We start from the raw sequence: 20,056 nt of genomic DNA, 5'->3' as shown, positions 1-20,056 counted from the left end.
TCGCGGGGCCGAAGTGCCGTCACCGGCCTCCCCGGGCATGCCGGGCGAGGTGGCGCAGGGCTTCGGCGAACTCCTCGGCGGCCCGGCGCACGGCCGCCGTGTCGTGGAGGCCCGGCCGGTGGTGCCAGGTGAAGGCGAGCCGGCCGTGCTGGACCGCGCCGACCACCTCCACCGGGTGCGAGCCGGGATCGCGCGGGTCGTGGTCCTGTCCGAAGGAGCCGTGTTCGGCGCGGACAAGGCCGCCGTCCGCCGTCTCGGGGCGTGCGTCCCACTGGCCGAGGTAGTTGAACACCACCTGGCTGTGGGCCTGCGCGCCGAGGCGTTCACGGACCTCGGGCGGGCCGAAGGTGCGCAGGGCGCCGTAGCCGATGCCGTTGCCGGGCACGGCGCGCAGCTGGCGGCGGACCGCCTTGACCAGGGACCGCCAGTCGCGGTCCGGGCCGAGGTCGCCGGGGCCGGGCACCTGGACGGCGACCGGGTAGACGGTGGTGAACCAGCCGACCGTGCGCGAGAGGTCGACGCCGTCGAGCAGGTCTTCCCGGCCGTGGCCCTCCAGGTCCAGGCGGACCCGGTCGTGGCCGGTCCAGCGGGCCAGTGCCAGGGCGAGCGCGGTGAGCAGTACGTCGTTGACGCGGGTGCGGTAGGCGGTCGGTGCGGAGCGCAGCAGGGCCGTGGTGTCGTCCTCGTCGAGGTCCACGCTCACCGTGGCGGACGGTCCGTCCCCGGCCGCCGGGGCCTGGTCCGCCGGGGCGGGTTCGGCGCCCACCGTCTGCTCCCAGTGCGGCAGTTCGTGGTCGAGTCCGCCTTCGGCGACGTGCGCGGCCAGGCGCCGGGACCATTCGCGGAAGCTGGTGCCGCGCTCGCCCAGCGCGACCGGATCGCCCTGGAGGGCCTGGTGGTAGGCGGTCTCCAGGTCGTCGCGGAGGATGCGCCAGGAGACGGCGTCCACCACCAGGTGGTGGGCGACGAGGAGGAGGTGGGCGGGCCGGTCCGGGTCCCCGGTGAACAGGGCCGCCCGCAGGTGCGGGCCGCGGTCCAGGTCGAAGCTCGCGTGGAGTTCGTCGGCGGCCTTCGCCATCGCCGCGTCGGCGTCCTCGGCGGACAGACCGGTCAGGTCGTGGCGTACGAGGATGTCGTCGCCCTCGGCGGGCGGCGGGTTGAACTGCCGCCAGCCGTGCTCGTCCCGGGTGAAGCGCATGCGCAGGGCGTCGTGGTGCTCCGCGAGGGCGTCGAGCGCGGCGCGCAGCGCCCGCGGGTCGGGGCGGCCTTCGAGTTCGAGCAGCGCCGACTGGTTGAAGTGGTGGTGGGCCGCGCGGGGCGTGGTCAGGAACCACTCCTGGATCGGGGTGAGCGGCACCTCGCCGGTGACCGGACCGTCGGCGGAGCGCTGGGGGGCGGCGCGGACCACGGTGGCGAGATCGGCGACGGTCTGGTGCGTGAACAGGTCCCGGGTCGCCACGTGCAGTCCGTCGCGGCGCATCCGGGAGACGACCTGCATGCTGAGGATGGAGTCTCCGCCGAGCGCGAAGAAGTTGCCGTCGGCGCCGACCTCCTCGATGCCGAGCACGTCGGCCCAGATACGGGCGATACGGCGTTCGGTGTCGGTGCGCGGCGCGGTCCGCGGGCCGTCCACGGCCTGGGCGGGGCCGGGTGCGGGCAGCGCCCGCCGGTCGGTCTTGCCGTTCGGGGTGAGCGGCAGCCGGTCGAGGGGGACGAAGACCGACGGCACCATGTGCGGGGGCAGCGACCCGGCCAGATGCACCCTCAGTTCGCCGACGGGCAGCGCGGTTTGGGACGCCTCCGTGCCCTGGGTGCCGGTTCCGGACGGCTGTGCCGGTACGACGTAGGCGACGAGCCGGGCCGGTGCCCCTGCCCCCTCCCCCGCGCGGACGACCACGGCCGCGTCCCGCACCAGCGGGCTGCGCCGCAACGCGCTCTCGATCTCCCCGGGCTCGATCCGGAAGCCGCGCAGTTTGACCTGGTCGTCGGCGCGGCCGGCGAACCGCAGGCAGCCGTCGGCGGTCCAGCGGACCAGGTCCCCGGTGCGGTACATCCGCTCCCCCGGCGCCCCGAACGGGTCGGGCAGGAAGCGCTGGGCGGTGAGTCGGGGCCGGCCGAGGTAGCCGCGGGCGAGGCCGGGCCCGGCGATGTACAGCTCGCCGGTCACGCCGGGCGGTACGGGGCGCAGGGTGGCGTCGAGCACGTACACGCGCGTGGCGCCGGACGGGCGGCCGATGGGCGGGGCGCCGGTGCCGGGGGCCAGTGGGCCGGTCCAGGTGGCGACGACGGTGGCCTCGGTGGGGCCGTAGGAGTTGACCATGCGGCGGCCGGGCGCCCAGGTGTCGACGAGGTCGGCCGGGCAGGCCTCGGCGCCGACGATGAGGGTGCGCAGGTGGGGCAGGGCGGTGGCGGTCTCCGGCGGCAGCGTGGCCAGCGCCGCGGGCGGGATCAGCGTATGGCTGACGCGCCGTTCGGCGAGGACCTCCGCGAGCCGCTCCCCGACCAGTGGTCCTTCCTCGCCCGTCACCAGTGCGGCCCCGCTGAGCAGGGAGACGCAGAGTTCGAGGATGGACGCGTCGAAGCTCGGGGAGGCGAACTGGAGCACCCGGTCGCCGGGGCCCGCCGCGTACTGTTCGGCGGCCGCCGCGGCGAAGGAGGCGAGGCCCCGGTGGGTGATCACGACGCCCTTGGGGGTGCCGGTGGAGCCGGAGGTGTAGATGACGTAGGCGGGGTGGGCGGGGGTGAGCGGGCTGGTGCGGTCGGCGTCCGTGAGTGCCGTGTCCGGCCCCTCGGTGGACCACACCTCGGCCGGGTCGTCGAGGACCAGCTGGGCGCCCGCGTCCCGGATCATGAACTCCCGGCGCTGCGGCGGGTAGTCGGGGTCCACGGGCAGGAAGGCGCCGCCGGCCTTGGCGACGGCGAGCTGTGCCACCACGGCCGCCGCCGAGCGCGGCAGCGCGAGCGCCACCACGCGCTCGGGTCCGACGCCGTGCCGGACGAGCCGGTGGGCCAGCCGGTTGGCGGCCCGGTCCACGTCGGCGTAGGTCAGCTCCCGGTCGCCGTCGATCAGCGCCACGGCGTCCGGGGTGCGTGCGGCCTGCCGTTCGAACAGGGCGGGCAGGGTGGCTTCGGCCACCGGGCGGAAGGTGCCCCGGCCCTGCGCCAGCAGGTCCCCTCGCTGGTCTTCGGGGGCGAGTGGCAGCGCGCCGAGCGGGCGGCGGGGGTCCTCGGCGACGGCGTGCAGCAGGGTGCCGAGCTGACTCGCCATGCGTGCGGCCGTGGCCGCGTCGAACAGGTCGGTGTTGTAGGTGAGCAGGGCGTGCAGCTCGCCGGACGCGGTCTCGGCGAACTCCAGGGTGAGGTCGAACGCGGTCTGCTCCGAGTCCGGTTCGACGTCGGTGACGTCCAGGCCGGGCAGGTCGAGGGCGACGGCCGGGGTGTTCTGGAGGACGACCATGACCTGGAAGAGCGGGCTGCGGCTGGTGTCGCGTACGGGCTGCACCTCGTCCACGACGCGTTCGAACGGCACCTCCTGATGGGCGAAGGCGTCCTGGACGGTCTGCCGTACGTCGCCGAGGAACGCGGTGAACGGCCGGTCGGCCTCGGCCCGGGAGCGCAGCACCAGGGTGTTGACGAAGAAGCCGACGAGGGCCTGCGTCTCGGGCCGGTCGCGGCCGGCGTTGACGGTGCCGACGGTGATGTCCTCGCTGCCGGAGAGCCGGGCGAGGTAGCTCTGGGCGGCGGCCACGAGCGTGGTGAACAGGGTGGTGCCGTGGTCGCGGGCGAGCCGGGTCAGCCGCCGGGCGGTCGTGGCGGGCACCACGAGGCGGGTGGTCGCGCCGGCACTGGTGCGCACCGGCGGCCGGGGCCGGTCGGTGGGCAGCTCCAGCGGTGCGGTGTCGGCGAGTTGCTCCTTCCAGTAGGCGAGGTACTCGGTGGCCTCGGTGTCGCCGGTGGTGCGCTGCCAGTGGGCGTAGTCGGCGTACTGCACCGGAAGCGGCGCCAACTCGCTCTCGCTTGTGCCGAGTTCGGCCCGGTAGTAGTGCGCGAGGTCGCCGAGCAGGACGGAGGTGGACCAGCCGTCGGTGACGATGTGGTGCAGGGTGAGGGCGAGTACGTGGTCGTGGTCGGCGAGCCGGAGCAGACAGGGGCGAAGGAGAGGGCCCTCGCGCAGGTCGAAGGGGCGCAGGCGTTCCTCGGCGAGCAGGCGGCGCACGGTGGGTTCCCGCTCCCCCGCGTCGAGCGGGGTCAGGTCGTGGACGGGCAGGGGCACTTCCTGGGGCGGGTGGACGCGCTGGATGCCGTGTCCGTCGATGCTGTCGAAGGTGGTGCGCAGCGACTCGTGCCGGGCCACCACGGCGCCGAGGGCGGTGCGCAGCGCGTCGGGGCGCAGGGTGCCGCGCAGCCGCAGGGCGAGCGTGGTGACGTACTCGGCGCCTTCGGGCTCGAACTCGTGCAGGAACCACAGGCGTTGCTGGGCGTGTGACATCGGTGCGACCGCGTCGCGGGCGACCCGGACGAGCGGCCGGCGGCCGGAGCCCCGCCGGTCGCCGAGCAGGCGGGCCAGGGCGGCCGGTGTCGGGTGGGTGAAGACCGCGCGCGGTGTGACGTCGGTGTCGAAGGCCTCGGCGAGGCGGGAGGCGAGCCGGATGCTGACGATCGAGTCGCCGCCGAGCTGGAAGAAGTCGTCCTCCACACCGGGCGGTTCGCTGTCGAACACCTCACCGAAGACGTCCGCCGTGCGGCGCTCGGCCTCGGTGCGGGGCTCGACCCGCTCGCGGCCCGGCGCGGCGTCCGGCGCGGGCAGGGCGGCCCGGTCGACCTTGCCGTTGCGGCTGAGCGGCAGCGCGGCGAGCGGGACGACGGTGGTGGGTACGAGGTAGTCGGGCAGGGTGCGGGCGGCGAACGCCCGCAGTTCCTCGCCGTCCTGGCCGGCCGGTCCGACGACGTAGGCGACGAGCCGCTTGGCGCCGGGGCGGTCCTCGCGGGCCAGGACTGCCACGTCGACGACGTCCGGGTGGGCGGCGAGCGCGGCCTCGACCTCGCCGGGCTCCACCCTGAAGCCCCGGATCTTCACCTGGTCGTCGGCGCGGCCGAGGAACTCGACGGTGCCGTCCGGGCGCCGCCGGGCCAGGTCGCCCGTGCGGTACATGCGGGCGCCGGGAGGGCCGAGCGGGTCGGCGAGGAAGCGGCCCGCGGTGTCGCCGGGGCGGCCGAGGTAGCCCCGGGCGACACCTTCGCCCGCCAGGTACAGCTCGCCCGGGCAGCCGGGCGGTACGGGCCGCAGCCGGGTGTCGAGGACCAGTGCCCGCATGTCGTCCAGGGGCCGTCCGATGGGGATGGTGCCGGGCACCGCCGCCGGGTCGGTGAGGGCGTAGGAGGTCGCGAAGGTGGTGGTCTCGGTGGGGCCGTAGCCGTCCACGACGGTCAGGCCGGGGCAGGCGTCGAGGACCCGGCGCACGGCCTGCGCCGGTACGACGTCACCGCCGGTCCACAGCTGGGCGAGGCCGTTGAAGCAGTCGGGCGCGTCCTGCGCGAGCAGCCGGAAGAGTCCGGCGGTCAGCCATAGCGCGGTCAGTCCGCCGTCGGCGGCGAGCCGGCGCAGCGAGGCCGCGTCGACGCCGCCGTCCGGGGCCACGACCACGCAGCCGCCGTTGAGGAGCGGCGCCCATACCTCGAAGGTGGCGGCGTCGAACGCCACCGGCGAGTGGAGCAGCACGCGCTCGCACACCCCGCCGGTGAACCGGCTGTCGGTGGCCAGCGCCGCCACGTCCCGGTGCCGTACCGCGACCGCCTTGGGCAGCCCGGTGGACCCGGAGGTGAACATCACGTAGGCGAGTCGGTCGGGGTCGGTGGACGGCGCGGGCCGAGCGTCCCGCTGCGGGGTCGCGGGCCGGGCCGCCGCCACCTCCTCGGCGGTGAGCTGGAGGGTCGCGCCCGCCTGGGCGAGCAGGGTGCGGCGGCGCTCCTCGGGGGCGCGGGTGTCGACCGGGACGTAGGCGCCGCCGGCCATGAGTACCGCGAGCTGGGCGACGACCAGTTCCGCGGAGCGTTCGAGGAGCAGCGCCACGCGGGCCTCGGGGGCCAGCCCGTCCGATCGCAGGCGGGCGGCCAGCGAGCTTGCCCAGTCGTGGAGTTGACGGTATGTCAGTCGCCGTTCGCCGTCGTGGATCGCGGGCGCGTCCGGGGTGCGCCGGGCCTGCTCGGTGAAGAGGTCGACGGGGCTGCGCGGCGCGGTCTGGCGGGCGGTGGTGTTCCAGGCGGCCAGCAGCTCGCGGTCGGCCGGGGCGAGCATGTCCAGGTCGGCCAGGTCGGTGTCGAACCCGTCAGCGAGGGCGGTGAGCACTCCGGCCAGCCTGTCCGCGGCGCGCTCGGCGGTGGCGGTGTCGAACAGCTCGGGGTCGTAGGCGAGGTCGAAGCCGAGCCGTTCGGCGAGGTGGGCGCGGAGGCACCAGGGGAAGGTGGTGGCATCGTCGGCGCACACCTCCTCGACCCGGACACCGGTGCGGGCCGTCGCCGACTCGTCCACGGGGTAGTTCTCGAACACCACCATGCTGTCGAACAGCGCCTCGCCGGACGGGACTTCACTCACGGCCTGGATGCGGGGCAGCGCGAGGAAGTCGAAGCGGCGGGCGTCGCTCTGCCGTTCCTGGAGGTCGCGCAGCCACGGCAGCACCGGCCCTGCGGGTATGCGGACCCGGGTCGGCACGGTGTTGATGAACATGCCGATCATGCCTTCGACGCCGGGCAGTTCGGCCGGGCGCCCGGAGACGGTGGTGCCGAACACCACGTCGTCGCGTCCGCCGGAGCGGGCGAGGAGCAGCGCCCAGGCGCCCTCCACCACCGTGTTCACGGTCAATCCGGCGCGGGCGGCACCCTCCCGCAACCGCCGCGAGACCCCGTCGTCCAGCTCGTGGTGGACGGCCGCGGCGGAACGGGCGCGGTGGGCCTCGGTGGGCATCCGGTCGTACGGCAGCGGGGTGCGGGCGGTGAAGTCGGCGAGGGCGTCGGCCCAGTGCCGCTCCGCCGCCGTCTCGTCCTGCTCCCGCAGCCAGTGCAGGAAGTCCGCGAAGGGCCGCCGGACCGGCGGCGCGGGGTCCGGGCCGCCGGTGAGCGCGGCGTAGCGTTCGCACACCTCGGTGAGCAGCTGCCCGGTGCTCCAGCCGTCGAGGACGATGTGGTGGGTGGACCACACGAGGAGTACCTCGTCGCCGGGCAGGGCGGCCAGGGCGAGCCGGGTGAGCGGCGCCGTGCCGAGCTCCATGCCGGCCGCGCGGTCCTCGGCGAGCAGCCGCTCGGTGGCCTCGGCGCTCTCGGCCGGGGAGAGCGCGCGCCAGTCGAGGTGGCGTACGGGCAGTTCGGCGTGGCGGTGGACCACCTGGACCGGGTGCGGCAGGCCGTGCCAGTGGACGCTGGTGCGCAGCGCCGGGGTGCGGTCGGCGACCTGCTGCCAGGCGGCGGCGAACGCCCGCGGGTCGGCCACGCCGGACAGGCGGACGGCCGTGCGGTCGAAGTAGGCGTGCTCGGTGTCCACGAGGCCGTGGAAGAGCATGCCGGACTGGAGCGGGGTGAGCGGCAGGACGTCCTCGACGTGCCGGCCGGCGCCCACGAGCCGGTCGAGCTGCTCCTGGGCGAGGCCGGTGAGGGGGAAGTCGGAGGGGGTGCGGCCACCCGACTCGGGGCGGGCGCAGTGCGCGACGATCTCCCGCAGGGCCGCGAGCATGTCCTCGGCGAGCCGCTCCACGGCCGCCTGGTCGTAGACGGCGGCCGGGTAGCTCCAGCCGAGTTCGAGGCGCCCCTCCTGGACCACGCCGGTGATGTCCAGGAGGTAGGGCCGGGGTTCGTCCGGGTCGGTGTCCCGGCCCGCGGGGGGCAGGGCGCCGCGCAGCAGGCCGCCGGTGCCGGTGGAGTCCGTGTCCCATTGGCCGTGGTAGTTGAAGCCGACCTGTGGGGCGGGGGCCCCGGCGAGCGGGCTGTCGGGCACGAGGTGGCGCAGGGCGCCGTGGCTCAGGCCGTGCAGCGGCACCGCGCGCAGCTGTTCCTTCACCGAGCGGAGGGTGTCGTGCCAGCCGTCGTCCGGGGCGACGCGCAGGGCGAGCGGGAACTCGGCGGTGAACCAGCCGACGGTCCGGGACAGGTCCACGTCCGCGAACAGCTCCTCCCTGCCGTGGCCCTCGACGCCGAGGAGGACGGTGTCGCGTCCGCACCAGCGGGCCAGGGTGCGGCCGAGAGCGCTGAGCAGGACGTCGTTGACCTGGGTGCGGTAGGTCTGGGGCACCTCGCGCAGCAGGGCCTCGGTGGTTGGCGGGTCCAGGGTGACGGTGAGGGTGGTGGCGGTGCCGTGGGTGTTCGGGCCGGGGTTGCCCGCGGGCAGGGTGGCCGGTGCGGTGCCGGTGTGTGTCCAGTACGGCAGGTCGGCGTCGAGTGCGCCGGAGCGGGTGTGCCGGTCGAGCCGGGCGGCCCAGTGGCCGTAGGACGCGCCGGTGGGGGGCAGTTCCACGGGCCGGCCGTTCGCCGCCGCGCGCTGGGCGGTCTCCAGGTCCGCGAGCAGGATGCGCCAGGAGACGCCGTCGATGACCAAGTGGTGGGCGGTGACGACCAGTTGGCCGGGCCGCCCGGGGCCGCGGTCGAAGAACAGGACGCGGAAGACGCGCCCGGTGGCGGGGTCCAGGGCGGATTGCGCCTCGTCCGTCAGCCGCTGGACCTCGGCCTCCAGTGCCGTGTCGTCCAGGCCCGCCGCGTCGTGCCGGGTGAAGACGCCGTCCGGCGCCTCGGGCAGGACGTTCTGGCGCCAGCCGTCGGTGGTGCGGTGGAACCGGGTGCGCAGGGCGGCGCGGTGGCGTACGAGGGCGTCGGTGGCGGCCCGCAGCGTCGCGCCGGTGGTGTCCGGGGCGAGTTCGAGGCGCTGGGTCATGGTGAAGCGGAGCCGCTCCCCCGGGTCGCGGCCGTCCAGGTACCAGCGCTGGATCGGGGTGAGCGGAGCCTCGGTGGGCTCCTCGACGGCTTCCTGCCTCGGGGCCGACTCCCGTACGCACAGGGCGAGTTCGGCGACCGTCTGGTGGCGGAAGACGTCCTTGGTGGCGAGGGCGAGTCCGGCCTGCCGGGCGCGGGAGACGATCTGGATGCTGAGGATGGAGTCGCCGCCGAGCGCGAAGAAGTTGTCGCGGGCGCCGACGCGTTCGACGCCGAGCACCTCCGCCCAGATCGCGGCCAGACGTTCCTCCGTACCGGCCCGGGGTGCGACGTAGGGCGTGCCGCTGTCGGGCTGTGCGGGCGGGGCGGGCAGGGCGCGCCGGTCCGTCTTGCCGCTGGTGGTGCGCGGGATGCGGGCCAGCGGGACGAACGCGGCGGGCACCATGTGGTCGGGCAGGGTGCGGCGCAGCGCGAGGCGCAGGGCGTCGGCGGACGGGACGCGGTCGGTGGCGGGCACGACGTAGCCGACGAGCACGAGGCGGCCGGCGTTCTCGCGGGCGACGACGGCGGCGTCGACGACGTCCGGGTGGTCCAGGAGGGCGGCCTCCACCTCGCCGGGTTCGATGCGGAACCCGCGGATCTTGACCTGCTCGTCGGTCCGGCCCAGGAATTCCAGGAGTCCGTCGCGGTCCCAGCGGGCCCGGTCGCCGGTGCGGTACATCCGCTCGCCGGGCGCCCCGAACGGATCGGCGAGGAAGCGGGCGGCGGTGAGGCCGGGCCGGTTCAGATAGCCGCGCGCCACCTGCGCCCCGGCCAGATACAGCTCGCCGGGCGTGCCGGGCGGCACGGGGCGCAGGGCGCCGTCGAGGACGTAGGCGCACAGGTTGCCGCCGGGGCGGCCGATGACCGGGCGGTGCGGCTGGTCGGCGCAGCGGCCGTAGACGGCGTCGACGGTGGTCTCGGTGGGCCCGTACATGTTGTAGATCGCCACGCCCAGGTCCTGTTCGGCGCGTACGAGGTCGCGCCACCCGGCGGGGGTGACGGCCTCGCCGCCGACGAGGAGCAGGCGCGGGTGGTGGCGGCCGGCGGCGAGCAGCCCGGCGGCGGTGAGTTCGCGCAGGTAGGACGGGGTGACGTTGACCAGGTCGAGGCGGTCCTCGACGACCTGGGCGCAGAACGCCTGCGGGTCGAGCCGTACGTCCTCGTCGATGAGGTGGACCTCGTGGCCGAGGGCGAGGAGCAGCGGTCCTTCCCAGGAGGTGTCGAAGGAGAAGGAGGCGCTGAGCGCGGCCCGCAGCCGCCGTCCGTCGGTGGTGTGCGGGGCGAGCAGGCCCGCGCGGTGGTCGTGGCAGAGGTTGACCAGGTTGCGGTGTTCGACGGTGACGCCCTTGGGGCGGCCGGTGGAGCCCGAGGTGTAGATGATGTACGCGGTGTTCTCGGGCAGTAGGGGCCGGATGCGATCGGCGTCGGTCGGGTCGTGGGCGGGCAGTCGGTCCCAGGGCACCGCGTCGAGGCCGGTCAGCAGGGTGTGCGGGCGGGCGTCGGCGAGGAGGAAGTCCTGCCGTTCGGCGGGGAGCGCGGGGTCCAGGCAGAGCAGGGTGGCGCCCGCCTTGAGGACGGCGAGCACGGCCACCATCAGGTCGGAGGTGCGCGGCAGCCGGACGGCGACCACGTCCTCGGGTCCTGCCCCCTGGGCGATGAGGTGGTGGGCGAGCCGGCTGGCGCGCTGGTTCAGGGCGGCGAAGTCGAGCGTGGTGTCGCGGGCGGCCAGGGCGGTGTGGTGCGGGGTGCGGGCGGCCTGCGCCTCGAACAGGGCGGGGAAGGTGGTGTCCGGCTCGGGCAGGCGGACGCCCTCCCCTTGGCGCAGTACCTGGTGCCGCTCGTCGTCGGTCATCAGCGGCAGCCGGTCCACGCTCTGCCCGGGGTCCGCCGCGACGGCCTCAAGGAGGATGCGCAGTCGGGCGGCGAGGCGTTCGGCAGTGTCGGTGTCGAACAGGCCGGTGTTGTACTCCAGGTGGGCGGTGAGTCCCTCGTCGCCCTCCACGAAGTCGAAGGCGAGGTCGTAGGTGGCGACGCGCACCGGCGGGGTCACCGGCTCCGCCGTCAGGCCGGGCAGCCGCAGCGGCTCGGTGCCGAGGTTGTGCAGGGCGACCATCACCTGGAACAGCGGGGTGCGGCTGGTGTCCCGTTCGGGCTGGAGGGCGTCCACCACGCGCTCGAAGGGCACCTCTTGGTGGGCGAACGCGTCCAGGGCGGTGTCGCGCACCTCGGCGAGCAGTTCCCGGAAGGGCACCCCGGGGCGGACCCGGGCGCGCAGCACCAGCGTGTTGACGAACATGCCGACCAGGTCGTGCAGTTCGGACCGCTCGCGGCCCGCGGTGACGGTGCCGACGGTGACGTCCTCCTGCCCCGCCCACCGGGCGAGCAGCGTCTGACAGGCCGTCACCAGCGTCATGTAGAGGGTGGCGTCGGTCTCCCGTGCCCGCTCCCGCAGTCGCTCGGTGAGCGCGGCGGGCAGGGTGAAGGTCAGGAGGGCTCCGTCGCGGCCGCGGACGGCCGGGCGCGGCCGGTCGGTGGGCAGCTCCAGCGAACTCACGCCGTCCAAGGCCTGGCGCCAGTAGGCGAGTTCGGTCTCGGCGCGGTCGGCGCGGGATCGCTGCCAGGCGGCGTAGTCGGCGTAGCGGACGGGGAGCGCGGGCAGCCGCGGGCGGCGGTCCTCAAGGGCGGCCGCGTACAGCTCGCCCAGGTCCCGGGCGAGCACGCCGACGGACCAGCCGTCGGTGACGATGTGGTGCACGGCAAGGACGAGGACGTGTTCGTCGGGGGCGAACCGGGCCAGGTGTGCCCGCAGCAGGGGGCCTGCGGCCAGGTCGAAGGGGGTGGCGGCGACCCGGTCCACGAGTACGTCCAGGGCGTCGCCGTCCGGGAGGTCCGTCACCGGCAGTTCCACGGCCCGGAGCGGGTGGACGATCTGCCGGGCCTGGCCGTCGTGCTCGGCGAACGTGGTGCGCAGCGCCTCGTGCCGGGCGACCAGGCCGTCCAGGGCGGTGCGCAGGGCGGCATCGTCCAGCGGGCCGCGCAGCCGCAGCACGGAGAGGGTCGTGAACTCCGTGCTGCCCGGCTCGAACCGGTCGAGGAACCACAGGCGCTGCTGGGCGTACGACAGCGGTGCCGGGGTGTCCGGGTCGGCGGCCGGGATGACGTCGGCGGTGTCCGCGCCGCCCGGCTCGCCCAGGGCGGCGGCGAGGTCGCGGAGCGTGGAGTGGGTGAACAGCATGCGGGGCGAGACGTCCGTGCCGAAGGCGGCGCGCAGCCGGGAGGTGACGCGGACGGCGAGGATGGAGTCGCCGCCGAGGGCGAAGAAGTCGTCGTCGGCGCCGACCTCGCCGGTGTCCAGTACGTCGGCCCAGGCGGCGGCGACGAGCCGTTCGGCCGGCGTGCGCGGCGGGGTCCGCGTGCCGTCGGCGGCGAAGCCGTCGGGTCCCGGTGCGGGCAGGGCGCGCCGGTCGAGCTTGCCGTTGGCGGTGAGCGGCAGCGCGGCCATCGGCACATAGGCGGCGGGCACCATGTGCGCGGGCAGCAGTCCTTCGAGGTGGGCGCGGAGTTCGGCGGCGGGCGGCGGCGTGGCGCGCTCCCTGGTGCCGGTGGCTGCCCCGATACCGGTACCGGTGCCTGATCCGGAGCCGGTGCCTGATCCGGCGCCGACGACGTGGGCGACCAGGCGGCGGGTCCCCGCGGTGTCCTCGTACACGCCGACGACGGCAGCGCCGACGCCGGGGTGGGCGTGCAGGGCGGCCTCGATCTCGCCGGGTTCGATGCGGTAGCCGCGGATCTTGACCTGCTGGTCGGCGCGGCCCAGGTACTCCAGGGTGCCGTCGGCCCGCCAGCGGGCCCGGTCCCCGGTGCGGTACATACGGGTGCCCGGCCGGCCGAAGGGGTCGGCGAGGAAGCGGGTCGCGGTCAGCCCGGGCCGCTTCAGGTAGCCGCGCGCCAGACCCTCACCGGCCACGAACAGTTCGCCCACGGCGCCCGGCGGCACCGGCTGGAGCGTGTCGTCGAGGACGTAGAGGCGCAGGTCGGGTATCCCGGTGCCGATGGGGCTCGCGGCGGCGCCGGGGCGGGCGGCCAGGCCGCCGTCCAGGCCCGCGTAGGTGACGTGGACGGTGGTCTCGGTGATGCCGTACATGTTCACCAGGCGGGGTGCGGTGTCCGGGTGGCGGCCATACCAGTCGGCGAGCCTGCCCACGTCAAGGGCCTCGCCGCCGAAGATCACCGTACGCAGCGCCAACCTGTCGCCGACATCGGGGAGTTCGGCGTCCGCGCGGATCAGCGGGTAGAACGCGGAGGGCGTCTGGTTGAGGACGGTGACCTGCTCGTCGGCGAGCAGGCGCAGGAAGTCCTCCGGGGAGCGGGCGGTGTCCTCGGGGACGACCACGAGGCGGCCGCCGTGCAGCAGCGGCCCCCACAGCTCCCACACCGAGAAGTCGAAGGCGTACGAGTGGAACAGCGTCCACACGTCGTCGGCCCCGAAGTCGAACCACTGCCGGGTTCGGGTGAAGAGCCGGACCACGTTGGCGTGCGGGACGACGACGCCCTTGGGGCGGCCGGTGGAGCCGGACGTGTAGATGGCGTAGGCGGGGCTCTCGGGCAGCGCACGCGCGGCCGGTCCCGTGGCCGGGCGGCGGGCCAGGTCGGCGCGCACCTCCGGGTCGTCAAGGAGTAGAAGGGGTACGTCATGGACGGCCGCGGTCTGCCGCGTGGTGACCAGAGCGACCGGTCCGGCGTCGGCGAGCAGGTGCCGGACGCGCTCCTCGGGCAGCCGGGGGTCGATGGGCAGGTAGGCGGCGCCGGTCTTGAGGACGGCGAGGACGGCCACGACGAGGTCGGCGGAGCGGGGCAGCGCGAGGGCGACGAACGTCTCGGGCCCTGCGCCGAGTTCGGCGAGCTTGTGGGCGAGGCGGCCCGCCCGGGCGTCCAGGGTGGCGTAGTCGAGCCGTTCGTCGCCGCAGGTGAGCGCCTCGGCGCCGGGGGTGCGGGCGGCCTGGGCGGCGAACAGCGCGTCCAGGGTGTCGGCGGGCCTGCCCTCCTCGGTGCCGTTCCAGTCGGTGAGCATCCGCTGCCGTTCCTCGGCGGTGGTCCAGGCGAGGGAGCGCACGGGCCGGTCCGGGTCGTCGGCCAGCTCCGTGAGCAGCAGGCAGAGCCGGTCACCGAGGGCGCGTACGGTCGTGGCGTCGAAGAGCTGGGGGTCGTAGGCGAGGTCGAAGCCGAACCGCTCGCCCTGGTAGGCCCGCAGCACCAGCGGGAAGTTGGTGGCGTCGCGGGAGGAGACGTCGGCCAGGCGTATCCCGGCCGTGGCCGAACGCGCCTCGTCGAAGGGGTAGTTCTCGAAGGCCACCATGCTGTCGAAGAGGGGGCTGCCTGACGGCACGTCGCTCAGCGAGGTCAGCTCGGCGAGCGACACCGCCGCGAACCGCCGTGCCTGCGCCTGTTCCTCCTGGAGTTCCCGGAGCCAGGCGGCGGCCGTGCGGTCGCCGTCCACGCGGACGCGGGTGGGCAGGGTGTTGATGAACATGCCCACCATCGACTCGGCGCCGGGCAGGTCGTCGGGCCGCCCGGAGACGGTGGTCCCGAACAGCACGTCCCGTTCGGCGCTGTAGCGGGACAGGAGCAGCGCCCACGCGCCCTGCACCACGGTGCCGAGGGTGAGTCCGGCCGTCCGGGCGGTGTGGGCGAGGCGGGCGGAGGCCTCGTCGGACAGCCCGCACGTGTGCACATCGGCGGAGCGGGTCTCGTGGCCGGGGCGCCGGACGCGGTCGGCGGGCAGCGGGGTGGGGGTGGCGAACCCGTCGAGGACGGTCCGCCAGTGCGCGTGGGCGGCCTCGGTGTCCCGGTCGGCCAGCCAGCGGACGTAGTCGCCGAAGGGCCTGCGGGCCGGCGGCCGGGGCTCGGCGCCGGTGGTGAGCGCCGCGTACTCGTCGGACACCTCGGTGAGCACCTGGGCGAGGCTCCAGCCGTCCAGGATCAGGTGGTGGGAGGTCCAAAGGAGGTGCAGCCGGGCGTCGGGGAGCCGCACGAGGGTGAGCCGCATCAGGGGGGCGGTGCCGAGGTCGAGGCCGCGGGCGAGGTCGTCGGCGCGCAGCCGCTCCAGGCGCTCGGCGCGCTCCGCCGCGTCCAGTTCGCGCCAGTCCAGCTGGACGACGGGAACCTCTACGCGCCGGTGCACGACCTGGAGCGGCACCGGGACGCCCTCCCACACCACCGAGGTGCGCAGGGCGGGCGTGCGGTCGGTCACCCGCTGCCAGGCCAGGGCGAGGGCGTCCGGGTCGCTCACGCCTTCGAGGAGCAGTGCGGCCTGGTCGACGTACACGTCATCTGCGCCGCCGACCAGCCGGTGGAAGAGCATGCCTTCCTGGAGCGGGGTCAGCGGCAGCAGGTCCTCGACGTCCCGGCCGTCACCGACGAGCCAGTCCACACCGGCCTGGTCGAGGCGGGCCAGCGGGAAGTCGGAGGGCGTGCGTCCGCCCGTGCCGGGGCGGGCGCAGTGCTCGGCGATGGCGGTGAGTGCCCCCACCATGCCCGCGGCCAGGTCCCGGACGGTGTCCTCGCGGTGCACCTGGTCGCTGTAGTGCCAGGTGATCTCCAGTTGGCCGTCGGTCACCAGGGCGGACACGTCCAGGAGGTGGTCCAGCGGTGCGTCGGGGTCCATGTCCCGGCCGGGTACGTCGGCGACGGGTGCGAAGTCGCCTCCGGCGGACGCCTCCCACTGCCCGTGGTAGGTGAAGCACACGTCGGGCAGGGGCAGTTGGCCGAGCGCGCGGGCCTCGGGGCGGGGCGAGCCGAGGTGGCCGAGCGCCTGGTAGCCGAGGCCTCGGCGGGGCACGGCGCGCAGCCGTTCCTTGACGGACTTGAGGGTGGTCCCCCAGTCGTCCGGTCCCGCCGGGGTCAGGGTGACGGGGTACTGGGTGGTGAACCAGCCGACCGTACGGGACAGGTCGGCGCCCTCGTCCAGTTCCTCCTCCCGGCCGTGGCCCTCCAGGGCGACGGTCACCTGGTCGGTGCCCGTCCAGTCGGCCAGTACGCGGCTCAGCGCGCTCAGCAGCACGTCGTTGACCTGGGTGCGGTACGCGCCCGGTACCCGCCGCAGCAGTGCCTCGGTGGTGTCCCGGTCCACGCGCGTGCGGACGGTGTGCACGGATCCGGCGAGCGGGGTGCCGGGCAGGTCGACGGGGAGCGGGGTGCGCGGCGCCCGCGCCTCCTGCGTCCAGTGGGGCAGGTCGTCGTCGAGGTCGCCGGCCAGGACCCGTTCGGTCAGGGTCCGCGCCCAGTCGGCGAACGGGGTGTGCTCGGGCTCGGGCGCGGGCTCTACACCGGCCGCGGCCTGCCGGTAGGCGTGCTCCAGGTCGGCGAGCAGTACCCGCCAGGAGACGCTGTCGACGGCCAAGTGGTGTGCGGTGAGGAAGAGTTGGGGCCGTTCGTCGCCGAGCAGCAGGGCCGCGCGCAGCAGGGCTCCGGTGGCCGGGTCCAGGGCGGCGCGGGCCGCTTCGGCTGCTTCGGCGGGCGGGGTCGTGGGGTCGTGGCGGGTGAGCAGGCCGGTCGCGGGGCCGCTGCCGGGGTGCTGCCGCCAGGCGCCGTCGGTGCGGGTGAAGCAAGTGCGCAGGGCGGGGTGGCGGGCCACGACGGCGTGCAGCGCCCGGTCCAGGGCGCGTTCGTCGAGGTCGTACGGGAGGTCGAGCAGCATCGACATGGCGAAGTGCCGCAGCGGCCCGTGCGTGGCGAAGAACCACTCCTGTACGGGGGTGAGCGGGGCGGGCCCGTCCTGGTGCGGGCGCCGGGGCGCGGGCACGTCGGCGGTGCGGCGCGACGCGGCGGCGGCGAGGTCGGCGACCGTCTGGTGGCGGAAGACGTCCTGCGAGCCGATGTGCAGGCCCGCCGCGCGGGCGCGGGAGACGGCCTGGATGCTCAGGATCGAGTCGCCGCCCAGCTCGAAGAAGTTGTCCGTGACACCCACCCGGGCGACCCCGAGCACCTCGGCCCAGATTCCGGCCAGGGTCTCCTCGCCGGGGGTGCGCGGAGCGACGAACTCCCGCTCCTCCGCGGTGTTCTCCGGTGTCGGCAGGGCGCGGCGGTCCAGTTTGCCGCTGGTGGTCAGCGGAAGCGCGTCCAGCGAGGTGAAGGAGGACGGCACAAGAGCGTCGGGCAGCACCTCGCGCAGGGCCGTCCGCAGGTCGGCGGGGGCGGGCCGGGGCGCGCCGGGCGCGGGGACGACGTAGGCGGCGAGCCGGGTGTGGCCGTGCGGGTCGGGCACGGCGACGACCGCGGCGGCGGCGACGGCGGGCAGCGCGAGCAGGGCGGCCTCGATCTCGCCGGGCTCGATGCGGTGGCCGCGCACCTTGACCTGGTCGTCGGCGCGCCCGAGGTAGTCGAGGCGGCCGTCGGCGGTCCAGCGGGCCAGGTCACCGGTGCGGTACATCCGCTCCCCCGGCCCGCCGAACGGGTCGGGCAGGAAGCGGGCCGCGGTCAGGCCCGGCCGACCGGTGTAGCCCCGGGCGAGCTGGCCGCCCGCCAGGTACAGCTCGCCGCCGACACCGGGCGGCACCGGCCGGAGCCGGTCGTCCAGGACGTAGGCCCGTACTCCGGGCAGGGGGCGGCCCACCAGCGGGCGGTCCCCGCCGTCGATACGGCAGGACAGCGCGTCGACCGTGCACTCGGTGGGGCCGTAGAAGTTGTGGGCGGCCACGTCCGGGTGGGCGGCCAGTTCGCGCCAGAGCGCGGGGCCGACCGCCTCGCCGCCGAGCATGAGGACGCGGGGGTGGTGCCGGGGGTCGGTGAGCAGTCCGGCGGGCAGCAGTTGCCGCAGGTAGGAGGGGGTGACGTCGAGGAAGTCGACGCGGTGTTCGACGACGTACTCGACGAGCGCGGCCGGGTCCATGCGGGTGGTCTCGTCGACGAGGTGCAGCGGGTGGCCGTCGGCCATCAGGAGCACGCCTTCGAGGGAGGTGTCGAAGGAGAAGGAGGCGGTGAGCGCGACCCGCAGCGGGCCGCCGCCCGCCTCGGCGACGAAGCCTGCCCGGTGGGCGGCGAGCAGGTGCGCCGCCGCGCGGTGGGTGACGGCGACGCCCTTGGGGCGGCCGGTGGAGCCGGAGGTGTAGATGACGTACGCGAGGTGGTCCGCCGCCAGCGGGGAGCGCCGGTCGGCGTCGGTGGGGTCGGTGTCCGGGGCGGCCGCGGGCACGGCGCGCAGGGCCGCTTCGTCGAGCACGAGGGCCGGGCGGGCGTCGTCAAGGAGGAACCGGACCCGCTCCTCGGGCAGGGCCGGATCCAGTGGGAGGTAACCCGCGCCGGACTTCCAGACGGCGAGGATCGCGACGATCATGTCGGCGGTGCGCGGCAGCCGCAGTGCGACCAGCTGTTCGGGTCCGGCGCCGTGGGCGATGAGGTGGTGGGCGAGCCGGTTGGCGCGGGCGTTGAGCGTGGCGTAGTCCAGCCGTTCGCCGCCCGCGACGAGCGCGAGGGCGTCGGGGGTCCGGGCCGCCCGGCGTTCGAACAGCTCCGGGTGGGTGGTGTCCGTGACGGGGAGCGGCGCGGGGTTCCAGTCGTGGACCAGGCGCCGGGTCTCCTCGTCGGACAGCAGGGGCAGGCTGCCGAGGGCCTGGTCCGGCGCGGCGCAGGCGCCCTCCAGGAGACGTATGAGCTGGTCGGCCATCCGCTCGGCCGTGGCCTGGTCGAACAGGTCGGTGCGGTACTCGAGGAGACCGGTCAGACCGTCCCCGTCCGGCACGAACTCGATGCTCAGGTCGAAGGTGGCCGCCTGCCGGGGCACGGTGACCGGGGTGGTGGCGAGGCCGCGCGGGGCGGTCGCGGCGGGCGGGTCGGGGTGCAGCAGGACCAGCACGTCGAAGAGCGGGTTGCGGCCGGCCTCGCGGGGCGCGCCCACCGCCTCCACGATCCGCTCGAACGGGGTGTCGCCGTGGGCGAAGGCGTCGCCCACCGTCTCGGCCGCGCGGGCGAGCAGCTCGCGGAAGGACCCGGACGCGTCCACCGGCGTCCGCAGCACGACCGTGTTCACGAAGAACCCGACAGTCCGTTCCAGGTCGGTGCGGGAACGGCCCGGCGTGAGGGAGCCGACGGTGATGTCGTCCTGGCCGGACCAGCGCGCGAGCAGTGCCTGGGCGGCGGCGACCAGCGCGGTGTGCAGGGTGGTGTGCTGCTCTCTCGCGAGGTCGCGCAGGCAGGCGGCCAGGCGGGCCGGGACGGCGAAGGCGCTCACGGCGCCCTCGCCCGCCTCCTCACCGCGCCGGGGCCGGTCCAGGGGCAGCTCGGGCGCCACCGCCCCGGCCAACCGCTCTCGCCAGTGGGCGAGTTCGCCTTCGAGGCGGGCTCCCGAGAGCCGTTCGCGCTGCCACACCGCGAAGTCCGGGTACTGCGTGCCCACGGGCGGCAGGCCGGGCTCGGCGCCCTGCGCGAGGGCGTCGTAGGCGGTGCACAGCTCGTCCAGGACGATGCCCATCGACCAGCCGTCCGTGACGATGTGATGAGCCGTCAGCACCAGGACGTGGGAGGTCGCGGACTCGCGCAGCAGCAGGGCGCGCAGTAGCGGGCCGCCGCGCAGGTCGAAGGGCCGGGAGTACTCGGCCAAGAGATCCTTGTCCAGGTCGCCGGTGTCCCGGACCGGCAGCGGTACCGGGCCCGCCGGGTGCACGCGCTGCACCGGGCGGCCGTCGGTCTCCTCGAAGGTGGTGCGCAGCGCCTCGTGCCGGGCCACGACGGCGGTCAGGGCCGCGGCGAGCGCCCGATGGTCCGGCGCGCCGGTGAGGCGGAGGGCGACCGCGCTGTTGTAGCGGGCGTCGCCGGGCCGCAGCTGGTCCAGGAACCACAGGCGCTGCTGCGCGAAGGACAGCGGCAGCGGGCGGTCCCGGTCGGCGCGCGGGATGCCCTGCCGGGCGGCCCGGGCGGAGCCACCGGCCCGCCCGGCGAGCCGTCGCCGCAGCGCCTCCCGCATCTCCTCGGGCAGGGCCTGGGCGCGGTCCTGCCGGGAGGGACGGGAGGGCTGGGAGGGCTGGGAGGGCTGGGAGGCTCGTGCGGAGTCGGGGGCGTCGGTGGGGTCCGAGGAGGGGTTGCTGGAAGAAGGGGTCGAAGACGTCAT

Annotated in this window: 1 protein-coding gene; it reads right to left on the bottom strand. The window is 75.3% G+C overall.

What is annotated here, in order from left to right; genetic code table 11:
- Positions 1-19 precede the first annotated feature (19 nt).
- A complete protein-coding gene (locus DMA15_RS33725; RefSeq protein ID WP_125516454.1) occupies positions 20-20,056 on the bottom strand; it encodes a non-ribosomal peptide synthase/polyketide synthase in 20,037 nt (6,678 codons plus the stop codon).

Origin of the sequence: Streptomyces sp. WAC 01529, from assembly GCF_003945545.1 — a bacterium.
GTDB classification, from domain to species: Bacteria; Actinomycetota; Actinomycetes; order Streptomycetales; family Streptomycetaceae; genus Streptomyces; species Streptomyces anatolicus.
This window is presented reverse-complemented; position numbering and strand designations above follow the sequence as displayed.